At 68.4% G+C, this 17,150-nt stretch carries 15 protein-coding genes and 1 riboswitch; of the genes, 9 read left to right on the top strand and 6 right to left on the bottom strand.

The annotated features are described in order from the left end of the window. The first annotated feature begins 29 nt into the window (after window positions 1-29). A complete protein-coding gene (locus A37E_RS0116410) occupies window positions 30-1,262 on the top strand; it encodes an ABC transporter substrate-binding protein (RefSeq protein WP_029557609.1) in 1,233 nt (410 codons plus the stop codon). A gap of 140 nt (window positions 1,263-1,402) precedes the next feature. On the opposite strand, the gene A37E_RS0116415 is transcribed toward A37E_RS0116410, so the two are convergent. The 5 genes from A37E_RS0116415 to A37E_RS0116435 all read right to left on the bottom strand — a co-directional run bounded on the left by A37E_RS0116415 (window position 1,403) and on the right by A37E_RS0116435 (window position 5,639). Beyond that, window positions 1,403-3,265: a TRAP transporter large permease subunit gene (locus A37E_RS0116415; RefSeq protein ID WP_081837648.1), complete on the bottom strand. Its 1,863-nt coding sequence runs from the start codon at window positions 3,263-3,265 to the stop codon at window positions 1,403-1,405. A gap of 220 nt (window positions 3,266-3,485) precedes the next feature. Next, window positions 3,486-4,103: a hypothetical protein gene (locus tag A37E_RS0116420; RefSeq protein ID WP_029557611.1), complete on the bottom strand. Its 618-nt coding sequence runs from the start codon at window positions 4,101-4,103 to the stop codon at window positions 3,486-3,488. A 35-nt stretch (window positions 4,104-4,138) separates the two neighbouring features. Continuing rightward, a complete protein-coding gene (arsC, locus tag A37E_RS0116425) occupies window positions 4,139-4,552 on the bottom strand; it encodes an arsenate reductase (glutaredoxin) (protein ID WP_029557612.1) in 414 nt (137 codons plus the stop codon). Then, complete coding sequence (locus A37E_RS0116430; protein WP_051679110.1) at window positions 4,549-5,280, bottom strand: MIP/aquaporin family protein; 732 nt, start codon at window positions 5,278-5,280, stop codon at window positions 4,549-4,551. The genes arsC and A37E_RS0116430 overlap by 4 nt, the downstream gene beginning before the upstream one ends. Continuing rightward, window positions 5,277-5,639 (bottom strand): metalloregulator ArsR/SmtB family transcription factor, encoded by a 363-nt coding sequence (locus tag A37E_RS0116435; protein ID WP_029557614.1) that lies wholly within the window; start codon window positions 5,637-5,639, stop codon window positions 5,277-5,279. Before A37E_RS0116435 ends, A37E_RS0116430 begins: the two co-directional genes overlap by 4 nt. A 220-nt stretch (window positions 5,640-5,859) precedes the next feature. Here A37E_RS0116435 and A37E_RS0116440 point away from each other — a divergent pair, with 220 nt between their 5' ends. Then, window positions 5,860-7,011, top strand: a complete 1,152-nt coding sequence (locus A37E_RS0116440) for an Mrp/NBP35 family ATP-binding protein (RefSeq protein WP_245279359.1) — start codon at window positions 5,860-5,862, stop codon at window positions 7,009-7,011. A gap of 183 nt (window positions 7,012-7,194) precedes the next feature. After that, window positions 7,195-8,286 (top strand): TRAP transporter substrate-binding protein, encoded by a 1,092-nt coding sequence (locus A37E_RS0116445; RefSeq protein ID WP_029557616.1) that lies wholly within the window; start codon window positions 7,195-7,197, stop codon window positions 8,284-8,286. A 69-nt stretch (window positions 8,287-8,355) separates the two neighbouring features. Here the strand turns inward: A37E_RS0116445 and A37E_RS0116450 are convergent, their stop codons facing one another. Continuing rightward, the gene (locus tag A37E_RS0116450; RefSeq protein ID WP_029557617.1) at window positions 8,356-8,778 is read right to left on the bottom strand and encodes a hypothetical protein; all 423 of its coding nucleotides are present in this window, start codon (window positions 8,776-8,778) and stop codon (window positions 8,356-8,358) included. Between the two features lie 212 nt (window positions 8,779-8,990). Here A37E_RS0116450 and A37E_RS0116455 point away from each other — a divergent pair, with 212 nt between their 5' ends. From A37E_RS0116455 to cobW, 6 genes are all read left to right on the top strand, one after another. Continuing rightward, window positions 8,991-9,920, top strand: a complete 930-nt coding sequence (locus A37E_RS0116455; protein WP_038194605.1) for a glycine--tRNA ligase subunit alpha — start codon at window positions 8,991-8,993, stop codon at window positions 9,918-9,920. Between the two features lie 83 nt (window positions 9,921-10,003). Next, window positions 10,004-11,332 (top strand): MFS transporter, encoded by a 1,329-nt coding sequence (locus A37E_RS0116460; protein ID WP_029557619.1) that lies wholly within the window; start codon window positions 10,004-10,006, stop codon window positions 11,330-11,332. Between the two features lie 27 nt (window positions 11,333-11,359). Next, a complete protein-coding gene (locus A37E_RS0116465) occupies window positions 11,360-12,667 on the top strand; it encodes an MFS transporter (RefSeq protein ID WP_029557620.1) in 1,308 nt (435 codons plus the stop codon). Window positions 12,668-12,885: 218 nt separating this feature from the next. After that, on the top strand, window positions 12,886-15,141 hold the full coding sequence (glyS, locus tag A37E_RS0116470) for a glycine--tRNA ligase subunit beta (protein WP_029557621.1): 2,256 nt from the start codon (window positions 12,886-12,888) through the stop codon (window positions 15,139-15,141). A 214-nt stretch (window positions 15,142-15,355) separates the two neighbouring features. Further along, a riboswitch (cobalamin riboswitch) is annotated at window positions 15,356-15,553 on the top strand. Window positions 15,554-15,611: 58 nt separating this feature from the next. Further along, on the top strand, window positions 15,612-16,118 hold the full coding sequence (locus A37E_RS0116475) for a DUF1636 family protein (RefSeq protein ID WP_029557622.1): 507 nt from the start codon (window positions 15,612-15,614) through the stop codon (window positions 16,116-16,118). Continuing rightward, on the top strand, window positions 16,115-17,149 hold the full coding sequence (cobW, locus tag A37E_RS0116480) for a cobalamin biosynthesis protein CobW (protein ID WP_029557623.1): 1,035 nt from the start codon (window positions 16,115-16,117) through the stop codon (window positions 17,147-17,149). The genes A37E_RS0116475 and cobW overlap by 4 nt, the downstream gene beginning before the upstream one ends. Window position 17,150: the final 1 nt, after the last annotated feature.

Below are 17,150 nucleotides of genomic sequence, written 5' to 3' on the forward strand. Positions count from 1 at the left end.
CAGCCAGAAGAACACACAGGGAGAAAACCATGCTCAGGACAACCCGGCTCGCGCTCGTCGCGGGCGCCGCATTCCTCGCCGCGGCGCACTTCGCCGCGCCGACGCCCGCCCGCGCGGAAATCCCCGGCAACAAGATCCGCCTCGGCGTGCTCACCGACCTGAACGGAAACGGCGCCGATTCCACCGGTACCGGCTCCGTCGTGTCGGCGCGCCTTGCCGCGGAGGATTTCAAGAAGGCCCATCCCGGCATCGAGGTGGAGGTGATCTCCCTCGATCACCAGAACAAGCCGGATGTCGGCTCCGCCGCCGCCCGCAAGTGGGTGGCGGACGGCACCGTGGATGCCATCCTCGACGTGCCCTTCTCCTCGGTGGCGCTGGCGGTGCAGGAGGTGGTGCGCGGCACCAACGTCGCGTTCATCGCCTCCGGCCCCGGCACGGCGCTGCTCACCGGCGAGAAATGCTCGCCCAACACCGTCCACTGGACCTACGACACCTGGGCGCTCGCCCACGGCACGGCTGCCGCGCTCTTGAAGGCGAAGAAGGACACCTGGTTCTTCGTGACCGCCGACTACGCCTTCGGCCACGCGCTGGAGGCCGATGCCATGGCCGTGGTGAAGGCGTCGCCCGACGGCAAGGTGCTCGGCTCCGTCCGCCATCCGCCGAATGCGTCGGACTTCTCCTCCTTCATCCTGCAGGCGCAGGCCAGCGGCGCGCAGGTGGTGGCCCTCGCCAATGCGGTGGGCGACACCATCAATTCGGTGAAGGCGGCGGCCGAGTTCGGCCTCACCCAGAAGCAGAGCCTCGCCGCGCTGCTGATGCAGGTCACCGACGTGCATTCCCTCGGCCTGCCGGTGGCCAAGGGCCTGTTCCTCACGGAAGGCTTCTACTGGAACATGAATGACGGCACCCGCGCCTATGCCGACCGCTTCGCGGCGCAGATGAACGGCCGCCGCCCGACCGCTAACCAGGCGGGCGTCTATTCCGGCGCGCTCCACTATCTGCGCGCCGCCGCTGCGGCCAACACCACCGAGGGCCAGAAGGTGGTGTCGAAGATGAAGGAGATGCCCTCCGACGATCCGCTGTTCGGCAAGGGCGAGGTGCGTGCCGACGGCCGGCACATCCACAACATGTACCTGTTCCAGGTGAAGACGCCGGACCAGTCCAAGGGGCCGTGGGACTATTACAACCTTGTCGAGACCATCCCCGCCAAGGACGCCTTCCGCCCCATGGCCGATGGCAAGTGCCCGATGGTGAAGGGCTGACCTCCTAGAGCGCGATCCGATCAACTTGCGACGCAAGCTGATCGGACAACGCGTGCTCTAGCCTCTCATGAAAACCGGCCGGATCGCCCTGCGATCCGGCCGGTTTGCGTTTTGGGGCGTCGGTGGCTCAGCCCGTCCGGTCACAGGAAGCCGGTGGAGATCCACGGCACGGCGGCGACGATGATGAGGCCGATGAGCAGCGCGATCATGTAGCCCACGATGGGCTTCATGCCTGCGTCCGGGCTGATGCGGCTGATGGCGCAGGCCGCGTAGTAGCCGACGCCGAAGGGCGGCGCGAACAGGCCCATGCCCATGGCGAGGATCACCACCATGGAATAGTGCACCTCGTTCACCCCCACCTGCTTGGCGATGGGGAAGAGGAGCGGGCCGAACAGCACGATGGCGGGGATGCCCTCCAGCACCGAGCCCAGCACCACGAAGGCGACGATGGACACCGCGAGGAAGCTCGCCGACCCGCCCGGCAGGGCGCGCATGGCCTCGGCCAAGGCGTTGGAGAAGCCGGACTGGGTGAGCGCCCAGGCCATGCCGGTGGCGGCGCCGATGATGAACAGGATGGCGCCGGAGAGCGCCGCCGTATCCACCAGCATGGGGAACAGGCGGCGGAAATCGAACCGGCGATAGATGAGCAGGCCCGCCACCACCGAATAGACGATGCCGATGGTGGAGACCTCGGTGGCGGTGGCGACGCCCTCGATCACCGCCGCGCGGATGACGAACGGCAAGGCGATGGCCGGCACGGAGATGATGAAGGCGCGCCCCACCTCGCCCCAGCTCGCCTTGGTGACGCCGCTCAGATCCTCGTGGCGATAGCGCCACCACACCACCGAGCACAAGGCGATGGCGAGCACCAGCGCCGGCAGCAGGCCGCCGGTGAACAAAGCGGCGATGGACACGCCCGTGACCGAGCCGATGGTGATGAGCACGATGGAGGGCGGGATCGTCTCGGTCTGCGCGCCGGTGGCTGAGAGCAGCGCCACGAGGTCGCCAGGCTTGGCACCGCGCTTGGTCATTTCCGGAAACAGCACCGGGGCGACGGCCGCCATGTCCGCCGCCTTCGAGCCGGAGATGCCGGAGACGAGATACATGGCGCCCACGAGCACATAATGCAGGCCGCCGCGCACATGGCCGAGCAGGCTGGCGAGGAAGGCGACCATCGCCTTCGCCATGCCGGTCATCTCGATGAGCTGGCCGAGGAACACGAACAGCGGCACCGCGAGCAGGATCAGGTGGCCCATGCCCTCGTCGAAGCGGCCGATCACCACCATGCTCGGCGTGTGGGTGGAGAGGGAGATGTAGGCGAAGGTGGCAAGGCCGAAGGAGAAGGCGATGGGCACCGCCATCAGCACCATCACGCCCACGCCGAACAGGAAGAAGATCAAGAGATTGTAGTTGCCCAGCGTCCGGAACACCGGGCCGAGCGCATAGAAGCCGCCGACGATGGCGGCCACCACGAGGATGGCGACCAGCGCATCCCGCCCGGTGGCGTGCTGGGCGAGCTTCAGCAGCCCCACCATCAGCATCAGCGCCGTGCCCACCGGAATGGCGGCTGCGCGCCAGGTGTTGGGGATCTCCAGCGCCGGCATCACCACATAGGCTTCCTCCTGCGCATACTCGATGGCCGGGTGGAGGATCATCAGCAGGAAAGCGACGGCGGCGGCGATGGCGATCATGTCGAAGAAGGCGCGGGCGCGCGGCTTCATCATGCCGACGATGGCCGTCATGCGCATGTGCTCGCCGCGATTGAGCGCGATCACCGAGCCGAACAGGGACAGCCAGAGAAAGAGCATGGAAGCTAGCTCATCCGACCAGATGAGCGGCTTGTGCAGGGCATAGCGGAAGATGACGCCCGCCAGCAGCACGAGGATTTCGGCCACCACCAGCACCGCGGCGGGGATCTCCGTCAGCCATCCGAGGACGGCGCTGGCCTTGACCGCCCAGGCGCGTCCGATCACGTCCGAAGGGTCATGGGTGTGTAGTGACATGGAGACCTCTTGCCCTGATGCAGGCCAGCGCGTCGACTCGCTGGCGCGCTGAACGGTCTGCGAAACTCGCTCCGGGCTCAAGGGGAAAGGCAACCGATGGGGCGCGATCAGGCCCGCCGCGCGGGGCTTGCCCACGGCATTTTCGCTTTCGGACGCGCCGCACCATCGGGTCGGAGCGTTTTGTGCAGCGCATCAAGGGGTTCTGCCCCTGAGCCTCGGGTCAGTAGCGGTGCGCTCTCGACGGCTGTCGCAGCACCACCTGGTGGCGGGTGATGATCTCGTCCATCTCCGTCCGCTGGATCGACATGGTTTCGGACAGCCGCATGGCGATTTCCTGGATGGCCGCCTGGGCGGCATCCTCAAGTACCAGCTTCTTCGCCTTCTCGATGCAGTAGCCGGTGAACAGCGCATCCTGCTCCGGGCCGAGGGCGAGGCTGGACTTGAGCGTGAGGACTTCCGCAGCATCGCTGCGATGGGAATTCACCTTCGGCGAATAGAGCGAGGCGTGCCGCCGCCAGTATTCCGCCTCCGCGACCTGCCCGGCCATGAGCACGACGATGGCGTCGGCCGCCCGGCGCCGGTCGGCTTCCTGCGAGAGGTCGAGCGGGGCGCTTTCCCCATGGGCGAACCGCGTTTCCCCGCTCAATCCGTCCGGCGGACGCAGCAGCGCTTCGGTCACCTCCCGCTTGAGCAGGATGGCCACCAAAGCATGTCCGGCCTCGTGGACCGCGATGGCCTTGCGGCGGATGCCGAGGGGAATCTCATGGGCGGGCGTGACGGTCATGGTCGGCGTGACGATCTTGGGCGGGTTCGCGACAGCGGGACGTGAGCGAAGCATTTCCTGTACCAGTCGCGGCCCGTCCCGCCGTCTTCCTAGCGACCGGTCGTCACCACCTCGCCGTCCTCCTTGGTGAAGCTCCCCGGCGGCGTCTCCAGCAGGTCGAGCACCACCTCCGAAGGCCGGCACAGGCGGGTGCCCTTGGGCGTCACCACGATGGGCCGGTTCACCAGGATGGGGTGCTCGACCATGGCGTCGAGCAATTGCGCGTCCGTCACGCCCGGCTCGGCCAGCTTCAGCTCGGCGACGAGCGGCTCCTTGGCGCGCAGGAGATCGCGCAGGGGCGCGCCGGTGGCGGCGGCGAGGTCCGTGAGCTGCGCCTTGGTCCATCCGGTCTTCAGATACTCGACCACGGTGGGCTCCACGCCGGAGGCGCGGATCATCGCCAGGGTATTGCGCGACGTGCCGCAGCGCGGGTTGTGGTAGATGGTGACGGGAAAATCGCTCATGGGCGGGATCTCTCGCGGAAAAGCCAGCCGCACAGGGCTGCGGCGGCGAGGGCGCCCGCCGATTGGGCGAGCAGGAACAGGGGAACGGACTGGGGCGCGATGCCGGCGAAGGTATCGCTGAGGCTCCGCGCCAGCGTCACAGCAGGGTTGGCGAACGAGGTGGAGGCCGTGAACCAGTAGGCCGAGGTGATATAGAGGCCGACCACGGCCTGCACCATCTGCGGGCGCAGGCGCACGGTGGCGAGGATCGCCGTCACGAGGCCGAAGGTCGCCACCGCCTCCGAAAAGCCCTGCGCCGGCCCGTCCCGGAGCTTGCCGGAAATCTGCACCATGGGCTCGGCGAACATGGCGTGGGCGGCGAGCACACCCGCGACGGCCCCGGCAAGCTGGGCGGCCACATAGGCGCCGGCGGCGCGCCAGCCGATCTCCCGCCGCAGCGCGAACACCAGCGTCACCGCCGGATTGAAGTGTGCCCCGGACACCGGGCCGAAGGCGGCGATCAGCACGACCAGCCCCGCGCCGGTGGCCAGCGTGTTGCCCAGCAGGGCGATCGCGGTGTTTCCGCCCGCCAGCCGCTCGCCCATGATGCCCGAGCCGATGACGATGGCGAGCAGCAGCGCGGTTCCGAGGGTTTCGGCGGCGAGACGCCGGGACAGATCGAAAGCGGAAGACGCCGCGATGGGCCGGGCCTCCCCGAGTGCGGCGGCGGGCGGGCTGATCTGGTTCATGACGGCTGCCGTTCCTGCGCAGTCTTCGGGGCACACGCGCCGGCTTCCGGCCCTGCCGGAGCGCACAGCTCGGGCTGGCCCCCGCAGCACTTGTCGGTGAGAAAGGCGATGAGATCGCTCACCGTCTCGTACTGCGCGGCATAGATGATGGAGCGGCCATCGCGGCGCGATGTCACAAGCCCGGCGTGGGCGAGCACGGAGAGGCTGGCCGACAGCGTATTCGGGGGAATGCCGAGCCGCCGCGCCATCTCCCCGGCCGCAAGCCCTTCCGGCCCTGCTTCGACCAGAAGGCGCAGCGCACTCAGGCGCCCTTCATGGGCGAGGGCGGAGAAGACGGGGACGGCCTGATTCAATTCCATATTTCGTGAATAATGGAAGTATAGCCCTGCCGCAACAGCCGGACTAAAAGAATGCGCATGGGAGATCGGCGTCAGCTCTGCCTAGCGTTTAAGCAGCGCTCATATGTCGGGCTTTGCAGTCGCCGCCTCTCGTGCGAATCAGAAGATGATTTCAAATCATTCCAGCCCGGCCTCCGCGCCTGCCCCAGATGCGCGCCGCCCGGCCGGGGAGTTGAGTGACATGATGAGCCACACGGCCGAGCTTTCCGAGGATACCGTCCGTTCCACGCTCGCGAAGGTGCGCACGCCCGAAGGCGTGGCTCTTTCCGTCTCGCCGGCCTTGTCCGGCGTCGTGGTCACGTCGGGCAAGGTCTATCTCTCCATCAACATCGATCCGGCCCAGGCACGGGCGTGGGAGGATGTGCGCATCGCCGCTGAGAACGCGGTGAAGGCGCTGCCGGGCGTCGCCTCGGCCCTCGTCACCCTTACCGCCGAGCGCAAGCAGGCGCCTGCCGCCCCGGCCGCGCACAGTCATGGCCATGCCCATGGCGGTGCGCATGGAGGAGCCCCTGCGCCGCGCGGCATCGCCGTGCCGGGCGTCGCCTCCATCATCGCGGTGGCCTCGGGCAAGGGCGGCGTGGGCAAGTCCACCACCTCCATCAACCTCGCCATCGCGCTCCGGGACCTCGGCCTGAAGGTCGGCCTGCTCGATGCCGACATCTACGGCCCCTCGGTGCCGCGCCTCACCGGCGTCGCCCAGAAACCGGAGACCACGGCGGACGGCAAGACCATGCTGCCGCTGGAGAATTTCGGCCTGCAGCTGATGTCCATCGGCTTCCTCGTGGAGGAAGACACGCCGATGATCTGGCGCGGGCCCATGGTCATGTCCGCCATCTCGCAGATGCTGAAGGACGTGAAGTGGGGTCCCCTCGACGTGCTGGTGGTGGACATGCCCCCCGGCACGGGCGACGCCCAGCTCACCATGGCGCAGCAGGTGAACCTTGCCGGCGCGGTCATCGTCTCCACCCCGCAGGATCTCGCCTTGATCGATGCGCGGCGCGGCGTCGCCATGTTCGAGCGGGTGAACGTGCCGATCCTCGGCGTTGTGGAGAACATGTCCCACTTCATCTGCCCGCACTGCGGCGGCCGGTCCGACATCTTCGGCCACGGCGGCGCCCATGCGGAGGCGGACAAGCTGGGCGTGCCGTTCCTCGGCGAAATCCCGCTGCACATGCGCATCCGCGAGATGTCGGATGCCGGCCTGCCGATCCTGATCTCCGATCCCGACAGCCCGCAGGCGGCGGCCTACCGGCATGTGGCGACCGGCGTGAAGGCGGCCCTCGACAAGGCCACCGCCCAGACCCGGCAGGCGCCGCGCATCGTCATCGAGTGACGCACCGACGGCATCGGTCGATCTGGTGCCGCGAATTTGAGCCGCCGGGGCATTTTTTCCCCGGCGCGCGGCGATTCATACCTTCCTCCGCGTTGAGCCCGAACGGCGCGTGCTCTAAAAGCGGTACGACGGCCCGCCCATAGAAGCGGCGCTGCGATGTGAAAGAGCCCCAGGGAGTTCTCCATGAAACGCCGTGAGTTCCTCACCGCCGCCAGCGCGGGTGTCGCCGCTTCCGCAGCCGTGGCCATGCCGGCGATCGCCCAGACGGCGCCGGAAGTGAAGTGGCGCTGCACGTCGTCCTTCCCCAAGTCCCTCGACACCATCTACGGCGCCGCCGAGCTGATGGCGAAGCAGGTGGCCGACGCGACCGACGGCAAGTTCCAGATCCAGGTGTTCGCGGCGGGTGAAATCGTCCCCGGCCTGCAGGCGCTTGACGCCACCACGAACAAGACCGTCGAGATGTGCCACTCGGCGTCGTATTACTACGTGGGCAAGGATCCGACCTTCGGCCTCGGCACCGCCGTGCCGTTCGGCCTCAACGCCCGCCAGATCAACGCGTGGTTCCTGTTCGGCAACGGCATGAACCTGCTCAACGAATTCTACAAGAAGTACGGCGTCGTGATGTTCCCCGGTGGCAACACCGGCGGCCAGATGGGCGGCTGGTTCCGCAAGGAAATCAAGACCGTCGAGGACCTCAAGGGCCTCAAGATGCGCATCGCCGGCATCGGCGGCCAGGTGCTCGCCAAGCTCGGCGTGGTGCCGCAGCAGCTCGCCGGCGGCGACATCTATCCCGCGCTGGAGAAGGGCACCATCGACGCGGCCGAGTGGGTCGGCCCGTATGACGACGAGAAGCTCGGCCTCTACAAGGTCGCCCAGTATTACTACTTCCCGGGCTGGTGGGAGGGCTCCGCCGCCCTCAACTTCTTCGTCAACCAGGACAAGCTCGCCGAGCTGCCGAAGAACTACAAGTCCATCCTCACCGCCGCCATGGCGCAGGCCAACGAGAGCATGCTCGCAAGCTACGACGCCAAGAACCCGGTGTCGGTGCAGAGCCTCGTGAAGGCCGGCACCCAGCTGCGCCGCTATCCCAGCGACGTGATGGACGCCGCCTACAAGGCCTCGCAGCAGCTCTATGAGGAAATCGGCGGCAAGAACGAGGACTTCAAGAAGATCTACGAGGACATGAAGACGTTCCGCAACAACGCCTATCTCTGGTGGCAGATCGTCGAGTTCACCTACGACGACTTCATGGTCCGCGCCCGCAGCCGCGGCTGATCGAAGCCGCCGCGCGTCAAGTCAAAGCCCCGGAGCATGGCTCCGGGGCTTTTTCTTTGCTCAGTACGCTCAGCGCGTGCCGCCGGGGGTCGCCTGGGTGCGGCCGCCTTCCTGCGCCGGACCCTTGTGCTGGTCCTGGCCCGGCGTGGTGCCGGACCGCGGCGTCACCGTGCCGGTGGTGTCCATGGCCGGTGCGTTGCCGCTGGACGAGCCGCCGGGCGTCGCCTGCGTGCGGCCGGCCTCCTGCGCCGGTCCCTTGTGGGTATCCTGGCCCGCGGACATGCCGGAATGCGGAGTGGACGGCACGCCGGGGCCGGGCGCGGTCATGCCGCTGCCGCTGGGGCCGGGGGTGGCCTGGGTGCGTCCGCCTTCCTGCGCGGGGCCGCGCTGGGGGTTCTGGCCGGGCGCGGTGCCGGACTGGGCGCTGGCGGCGCCGGTCATGGCGATGAGGGCGGCGGCGGCGACGGGAATGGCATACTTTGCGATGTTCATGCGGGGTCTCCCTCCAATTGACTGCACGGCAGGACAACCGCGGAGACCGCATTTCGGTTCAGTGCCGATTTTCAGCCGGCCAAAGCGAAGTTGCCCCGCCCACATTGCAATCGCCCCAGCCACTGCCTAGTGTCCGCGCGCCTGAGGCCCCCCGTCCCGCGCTGCCGGGGAGGGCGCGCCGGGGTCACGTTGCTGCGAGCTGTTCCGAAATGATCGACGAGAGCCTTCCCGCCCACATGCGCCCAGACCGCTCGTTCCAGGCGCTGCTCCTGACCCTTCAGCGATTCTGGGCGGACCAGGGCTGCGTGGTGCTCCAGCCTTACGACATGGAAGTGGGCGCCGGCACCTTCCACCCGGCGACGACGCTCCGTGCGCTGGGGCCGAAGCACTGGAAGGCGGCCTATGTGCAGCCCTCGCGCCGCCCCAAGGACGGCCGCTATGGTGAGAACCCCAACCGGCTCCAGCACTATTACCAGTTCCAGGTCATCCTGAAGCCCTCGCCGGAGAACCTGCAGGAGCTGTACCTGCAATCGCTGGCGGCCATCGGCGTGGACCTGAAGCTGCACGACGTGCGCTTCGTGGAAGACGACTGGGAGAGCCCGACGCTGGGCGCCTGGGGCCTCGGCTGGGAATGCTGGTGCGACGGCATGGAGGTGTCGCAGTTCACTTACTTCCAGCAGGTCGCGGGCTTCGAGTGTTCGCCGGTCTCGGGTGAGCTCACCTACGGCCTGGAACGCCTCGCCATGTATGTGCAGGGCGTGGAAAACGTCTACGACCTCAATTTCAACGGCCGAGAGGGCGCCGAGAAGACCACCTACGGCGACGTCTTCCTCCAGGCCGAACGGGAATATTCCCGGCACAATTTCGAGGCCGCCGACACGGACATGCTGTTCGAGCAGTTCCGCATGGCCGAGGCCGCCTGCCACAAGTATCTGGCCTTCGGCGACAAGGGCGAAAAGCACGACATGGCCCTGCCGGCCTATGACCAGTGCATCAAGGCCTCCCACGTCTTCAACCTCTTGGACGCGCGCGGCGTGATCTCCGTCACCGAGCGGCAGAGCTACATTCTGCGGGTGCGGGAACTCGCCAAGGCCTGCGGCGCCGCATGGCTGAAGACAGAGGGCGGCGGCGCCGCCGCCTGAGGGCCAGCGGTAAGGGATTGCCCCGACCTCCATTCGGGTGGTAGCTGAAACGGAGCCGCACCCGCCCGCCGTCCGGACCCGCCATGACCGCCACCGATGTCGGCACCCGTGACCTGTCCGGCATCCGGCCGCCGGGCGCGTCCCATCCGGGCGGCGCGTCGCCGCGCCTGCTCGCGGCAGGCGCCATCGGCAATCTCTTGGAGTGGTACGACTTCGCCTCCTACGGCTTCCTCGCGCCCATCTTCGCCCGCACCTTCTTTCCGGCCGAGGATGCGCTGGTGGGGCTCATCTCCGCCTTCGGCCTGTTCGGCGCGGCCTTCCTGATGCGGCCCTTGGGGGCGATCCTGTTCGGCCATGTGGGCGACCGGTTCGGCCCCCGCATCGCGCTCATTGCTTCGGTCTCGGTCATGAGCTGCGCCACGGTGGGTATCGGCCTGTTGCCCACCTATGCGACCGCCGGCGTCCTCGCCCCCTTGCTGCTCCTCATCCTGCGGCTGTTGCAGGGGCTGTCCATCGGTGGGGAATACACCACCTCCTCCATCTATCTCGCCGAGCATGCCGTGCCCCGCCATCGCGGCCTCACCGCCGCCTTCTCCACGGCAGGAGGGCAGACCGGAACGCTCATCGGCTCCGGCGTTTGCGCGCTGCTGAGCGCGCTTCTGTCGGCGGAGGCGATGCAGGCCTTCGGCTGGCGGCTGCCGTTCCTGCTCGGCGCGGTGCTCGGCATCACGGCGCTGGTGCTGCGCCGGCGCCGACCCGGCGATCGCGGGGGCAGCAAGGCCAGGGGCCTGCCGCTGACGCGGGCCTTCCGGGAGGCGGGCGGCTCCATCGTCGCCGCGATGCTGGTGACCGTGTTCGTCGGCGCCGACACCTATCTCCTGTTTGTCTACCTGCCGACCTATATGGAGCAGGAGGCCGGCCTTGCCCCCGCGACCGCCCTTGCCTTCACCACTCTCGCGCTGATCGTGTCGGTGATCTGCTGCCTGCTGTTCGCCGCGCTGTCGGATCGCATCGGCCGGCGCCGGATCGTGGCGGCGGGGCTTTCCGGCTTCGTCCTTCTCTCCTGGCCGCTGTTCCTGCTGCTGCGCGGCGGAAGCCCGGCGGAAGTGCTGGCCGCGCAGCTGGTCTTCTCGGTGATGGCCGCGGCGGTCACGAGCCCGCTGCCGGCGCTGCTGGTGGAGCTGTTCGAGACGCCGGTGCGGTGCAGCGCCATGGGCTTTGCGTGGAATCTCGGCATCGGCGTCTCCGGCGGCTTCGCGCCCATGCTCGCCACCTATTTCGTGACCGGCCTCGGCCTCACCATGGCGCCGGCGGTCCACCTGATGGGGCTGGCGGCCGTCGCTCTGGTGGGCGTCGCGGTCCTCGCCGAACGCCGGGGCCGGGTGCTGGACGCACCTTCCCAATGGCCCTAACGCTTGAGCGGAGCAGGAACGGGATCGATGAGCAGCATTGCGCATAACGAGGCCGAAGACGTCCGCGGCGGGATGGCGCCCGACGGCGCACCCGTCCTCTCGCGCCGGCTGATGGCCGCCGGCATGCTCGGCAACGTGCTGGAATGGTACGATTTCGCCGTCTACGGGTTCCTCGCCAGCATCTTCGCCCGCAACTTCTTCCCCGAGTCGAGCCCGACAGCGGCCATGCTCTCGGTGTTCGGCGTGTTCGCTGCCTCCTTCCTCATGCGGCCTTTGGGCTCGATCCTGTTCGGCCATATCGGCGACCGGCTGGGCCGGCGCGCGGCGCTCATGTCCTCCGCGGCGCTCATGAGCATCTCCACCTTCTGCGTCGGCCTCCTGCCCACCTATGAGACGGCGGGCGTGCTCTCCGCCGTGCTGCTGCTGGTGCTGCGCCTCGCGCAGGGGCTTTCCGTGGGCGGGGAATACATGACCTCCGCCGTCTTCCTGGCGGAGAATGCGCAGCTGCGCTGGCGTGGGGCGGTGACGTCGCTGGTCATCGTCGGCTGCAATGGCGGGATGCTGCTGGGCTCGGCAGTGGGGGCGCTCGTCTCCGGCCTCATGTCAGCGGACGACCTTGCCGCCTGGGGCTGGCGCATTCCCTTCCTGCTCGGCTGCCTGCTCGGCGGCTTTGCCCTCATCCTGCGCCGGACGGTGGCGCGCGACGTGAAACCGGTGCACCGGCCGACCCTGCCGGTGGTGGAGGCCTTCCGCGAGAGTGGCGGCGGCATCCTCAGGGCGACGCTCATCAACATCGTGCTGGGCATCGCCTATTACCTCTCCTTCGTCTATCTCGCGACCTGGCTGCAGCAGCACGACCATTTCACCCCCCATGTGGCGCTGGAGCTGAACGCCGTGAGCATGGCGGTGGTGATGGCGGGGTGCTTCGGCTTCGCCGCGCTGTCCGATCGCATCGGCCGCAAGCCGCTCATCGTCGGCGGCTTCCTGTGCCTTGCCGTGTTCACCTGGCCGCTGTTCCTGCTGCTGGGTTCCGGCTCGGCCGGGCTGGCGCTGCTGGGGCAGCTGGGTTTTGCGGTGATCGTCTCCATCTATGGTGGCCCCATGGCGGTGGCGCTGGTGGAGATGTTTCCCCGCCACACCCGCTGCACGGCGGTGGGGCTGAGCTGGAATCTCGGCCTCGGCCTCGGCGGGGGCACGGCGCCCATGGTGGCGGTCTTGCTGGTGAGCCTCACCGGCGATGCCATGGCCCCGGCCTTCTTCATGATCGCCGGCGGCGTGGTAGCCTTCCTCGCCGCGCTGGGGCTCACGGAGATGCGCGGCCGCTCCCTCGACTGAGCCCGCCCCCTCGACGCGGCGGCCGAAAGGCACTAGAGCACGCGCCAATCAGATTGCATCGCAATCTGATTGGATCACGCGTTCTCTTCCCTGAGTTTAGAGCGCGATCCGGGCGGATTGTTTCAATCCGCCCGGATCGCGCTCTGGCACAGGCCGCGAAATTCACCCGCCGCGCGCAAGCGCCAGCCTCCCCGCATGGGGAGGACGAGCCCGAACCGATGCCCGATCTTCTGCTCGAACTCTTCTCCGAGGAAATCCCCGCCCGCATGCAGGCCCAGGCGGCCGACGCGCTGAAGAAGCTCGTCACCGACGCACTGGTGGAGCGCGGCCTGCTCTATGAGGGCGCGAAAGCCTTCGTGACGCCGCGCCGCCTCGCCCTTGCCGTGCATGGCCTGCCGGGCCGGCAGGCCGACCAGCGGGAGGAGAAGAAGGGGCCGCGCGTGGGCGCCCCCGAGCAGGCGGTGGCCGGCTTCCTTAAAAGCGCGGGCCTCGCCTCCCTCGATCAGGCGACCATCCAGTCTGACCCCAAGAAGGGCGATTTCTACGTGGCCGTGGTGGAAAAGCCCGGCCGCGCCACCACCGAGGTGGTGGCCGAGATCGTGCCGGACATCATCCGCAAGTTCCCCTGGCCGAAGTCCATGCGCTGGGGGTCCGGCACGCTGCGCTGGGTGCGCCCGCTCCATTCCATCGTCGCCACCTTCGGCGCCGAGGGGGACGAGCCGGAGGTGGTGCATTTCTCCGTGGACGGCATCGAGGCCTCCAACGTCACCCGCGGCCACCGCTTCATGGCGCCCGAGCCCTTCACCGTGAAGCGGCTGGACGACTGGATGGCGAAGCTGGAGGCCGCCAAGGTGGTGGCCGACCGCGACCGCCGCAAGGAAATCATCCTCAACGACGCCAAGGACCTCGCGCTCGCCGCCGGCCTGGAGCTGGTGGAGGACGAGGGGCTGCTCGACGAGGTATGCGGGCTGGTGGAATGGCCCGTGGTGCTGATGGGATCGTTCGAGGAACGCTTCCTCGACATCCCGGACGAGGTGATCCGCGCCACCATCCGCGCCAACCAGAAGTGCTTCGTGCTGAAGGACCCCAAGACCGGGCGCCTCGCCAACCGCTTCATCCTCATCTCGAACCTCGTTGCCTCGGACGGCGGCGCGGCCATCGTCGCCGGCAACGAGCGGGTCATCCGCGCCCGCCTGTCGGACGCGAAATTCTTCTGGGATACGGACCGGCTGAACGGCCTCGCCAGCCGCATGCCCAAGTTCCAGTCCATCACCTTCCACGAGAAGCTGGGCTCGCAGGCCGAGCGCATCGAGCGCATAGTGCGCCTCGCCAAGGAGCTGGCCCCCAAGGTGGGCGCGTCGGTGGCGCTGGCCGAGGAGGCCGCTTTGGTGGCCAAGGCGGACCTGCTGACCGAGGTGGTGGGCGAGTTCCCCGAGCTGCAGGGCCTCATGGGCCGCTACTACGCGCAGGGCGAGAACCTGCCCCCGGAAGTCGCCGCCGCCTGCGAGGACCACTACAAGCCGCAGGGCCCGAACGACCGCGTGCCCACCGCGCCGGTTTCGGTGGCCGTGGCGCTGGCGGACAAGATCGACACGCTGGTGGGTTTCTGGGCGATCGATGAGAAGCCGACCGGGAGCAAGGACCCTTATGCGCTGCGCCGGGCGGCGCTGGGGGTGATCCGGATTGTGCTGGAGAATGAGGTTCGGCTGGGGCTGCGATCGTATTCGGCCCTCGGCCTAGACGGCATTTTCAGTAGCTTCCAATCGCTTGAGATAGAGCGGACCTTGTCTCTTTCTGAAGAGGTTGCTGGAAGGACAGGACGCCCTGACCTGGCAGACGAAGTTGAAACCCGTCTGACGGGAAGAGTGGTACCCGATGATCCAGATGAGCCCGATGCGCCAAAGTTCCTGGAACATCCGCGGTATCGTAATCGCATCCAATCGATTGCGTCCGACCTCCTCGCCTTCTTCGCCGACCGCCTGAAAGTCTACCTCCGCGACCGCGGCGTCCGTCACGATCTCGTTGATGCCGTCTTCGCCCTGGAAGGGCAGGACGACCTCCTCCTCGTCGTCCGCCGCGTGGAGGCCCTCGCCGCCTTCCTCGCCACCGAGGACGGCAGGAACCTCCTTGCCGGCTATCGCCGCGCGGTGAACATCCTGCGCATCGAGGAGAAGAAGGACGGCCGCGCCTTCGCCGGCCCCACCTCCGCCGCGCTGCTGAAGGAGCCGGCCGAGGAGCACCTCGCCGCCGCCATCGAGGACGTGAAGGCCCGCGTCTCCAGGGCCGTCGCGGCCGAGGATTTCGAGGCCGCCATGACCGCGCTGTCGGACCTGCGCCAGCCGGTGGATGCCTTCTTCGACGCCGTGACGGTGAACGACGCCGATCCCGCGCTGCGCGAGAACCGCCTGAAGCTCCTCGACGAAATCCGCGCCGCCACCCGCGGCATCGCCGATTTCGACCGCATCGAGGGGTAGGGCGCCCCGGCCGACTGCAACGCAGCGCAGCGGAGTGGAAGGAGAGCCGGGGGCCAGCGCAAGGAGCCTCCGCGCAGCGGGCAAAGCCCGAGACCGCCGGATATTGAAGCGCCTGCGGCGGTGCCTTGCGCTGGGCCCCGGCTCGGCGTTCCGGCTTCGCCGTCGCTGGTCCGGGGTTCTACGCCCTCATTTGACAATCCCGCCCGCCACTGCCTTTAGTGGCGGCGTCGAAGGTCCCGTGGTCCCACACGGGCGTAAAAGGGAATGCGGTGCGGGGAGACCCCCCAATGCCGCGGCTGCCCCCGCAACTGTCGGCGGTGAGCCCCTGCCAGACGCCACTGGAGCAATCCGGGAAGGCGGCGGGGGCGGTGAACCGCGAGCCAGGAGACCTGCCTTCGACGAGGTCCGCGCCGGGCGGGGTGCTCCGGTATTGCGTCCCTTCGAGCCCGTGCGCGCGGGCGCTCGCACCCGTGGACGTTTCGGTGGAGCGCGGCGCGATTCCCGACAGCACAGCACCCGAGCCGGGCGGCGACAGCGCGGAAGCCGGCTGCGCGCCCCAAGCTGCGCCAGAAGCCGCGCGCGAAACCGCCCCCGCCGTCACCCTCCTCATCTGCACCACCTGCCGCGCCCCCGGCAATGACGCCCCACCCGACGCCCAGCGTGACGGCGCCCGCCTCCTCGCCTCCGCCTGCGCCGCATCCCTCCCCGAAGGCGTCGCGGTGGAAGGCGTCGCGGTCGAAGGCGTTTCCTGTCTCGCCAATTGCAAGCGCGCGCTCTCCGCCGCCATGGTTCGCCGCGATGGCTGGACCTATGTGTTCGGCGACCTCTCCCCCGACAGCGCCGCTGACCTTCTCACCGGCGCCGCGCTTCTCGCAGGCTCGCCAGACGGCCTGATGCCCTGGCGCGGCCGGCCGGATGCTCTCAAGCGCGGCATGGTCGCGCGCATTCCCCCGCTTTTCCCCAAGGAGACCCGATGACCTCCCTCGCCCGCGTGCCCTGCACCATCGTCACCGGCTTCCTCGGTGCCGGAAAGACGACGCTGATCCGCCATGTGCTGGAGAATGCCGGCGGCAAGCGCCTCGCGGTGATCGTCAACGAGTTTGGCGACGTGGGCATCGACGGCGAGATCCTGAAGGGCTGCGGCATCGAGAGCTGCGACGAGGGCTCCATCGTGGAACTGGCCAACGGCTGCCTGTGCTGCACCGTGGCGGATGATTTCGTGCCGGCGCTGGACCAGATCCTCGCCCGCGCGCCGAAGGTGGATCATATCCTCATCGAGACCTCCGGCCTCGCGCTGCCGAAGCCGCTGGTGCAGGCCTTCCAGTGGCCGGCCATCAAGGGCCGGGTGACGGTGGACGGCGTGATCGCGGTGGTGGACGGCCCGGCGCTGGCGGAAGGCCGCGTCGCCCCTGATCTCGCCGCGCTGGACGCGCAGCGGGCCGGGGACGAAAGCCTCGACCATGACGATCCCGTGGAAGAAGTGTTCGAGGACCAGATCGCCTGTGCCGATCTCGTCATCCTCTCCAAGTCCGATCTGCTCGATGCGGCCGGATTCATCGCCGCCGAGAAGGCGGTGGCCGGCGCCCTGCCGCGCGCGGTGAAGCTGGTGCGATCCTCCGGCGGCAAGGTGGATCTGGCCGTGCTGCTCGGCCTCGGCGTCGGCGCGGAAGACCTGATCGACACCCGCCGCACCCATCACGACGACGAGGAAGACCACGACCACGACGAGTTCGAGAGCATCGTCCTCGCCTTGCCCGAGATCGCCGATCCCGCCGCGCTGGCCGCCCGCGTGGTGAAGGCGGCGGAGACGCCGGACGTGCTGCGCGTGAAGGGCTTCGCCGCTGTGGAAGGCAAGCCGCTGCGCCTGCTGGTGCAGGGCGTCGGCCCGCGCGTGTCGCACCATTTCGATCGCGCGTGGGGCGCGGGCGAGGCGCGGCGCGGGGCGCTGGTGGTCATCGGCCTCAAGGGCTTCGACCGCGCGGCGGTGGAACAGGCCATCCTCGGCTAGC

The organism is Xanthobacter sp. 91, from assembly GCF_000702385.1.
Classification (GTDB): domain Bacteria; phylum Pseudomonadota; class Alphaproteobacteria; order Rhizobiales; family Xanthobacteraceae; genus Xanthobacter; species Xanthobacter aminoxidans.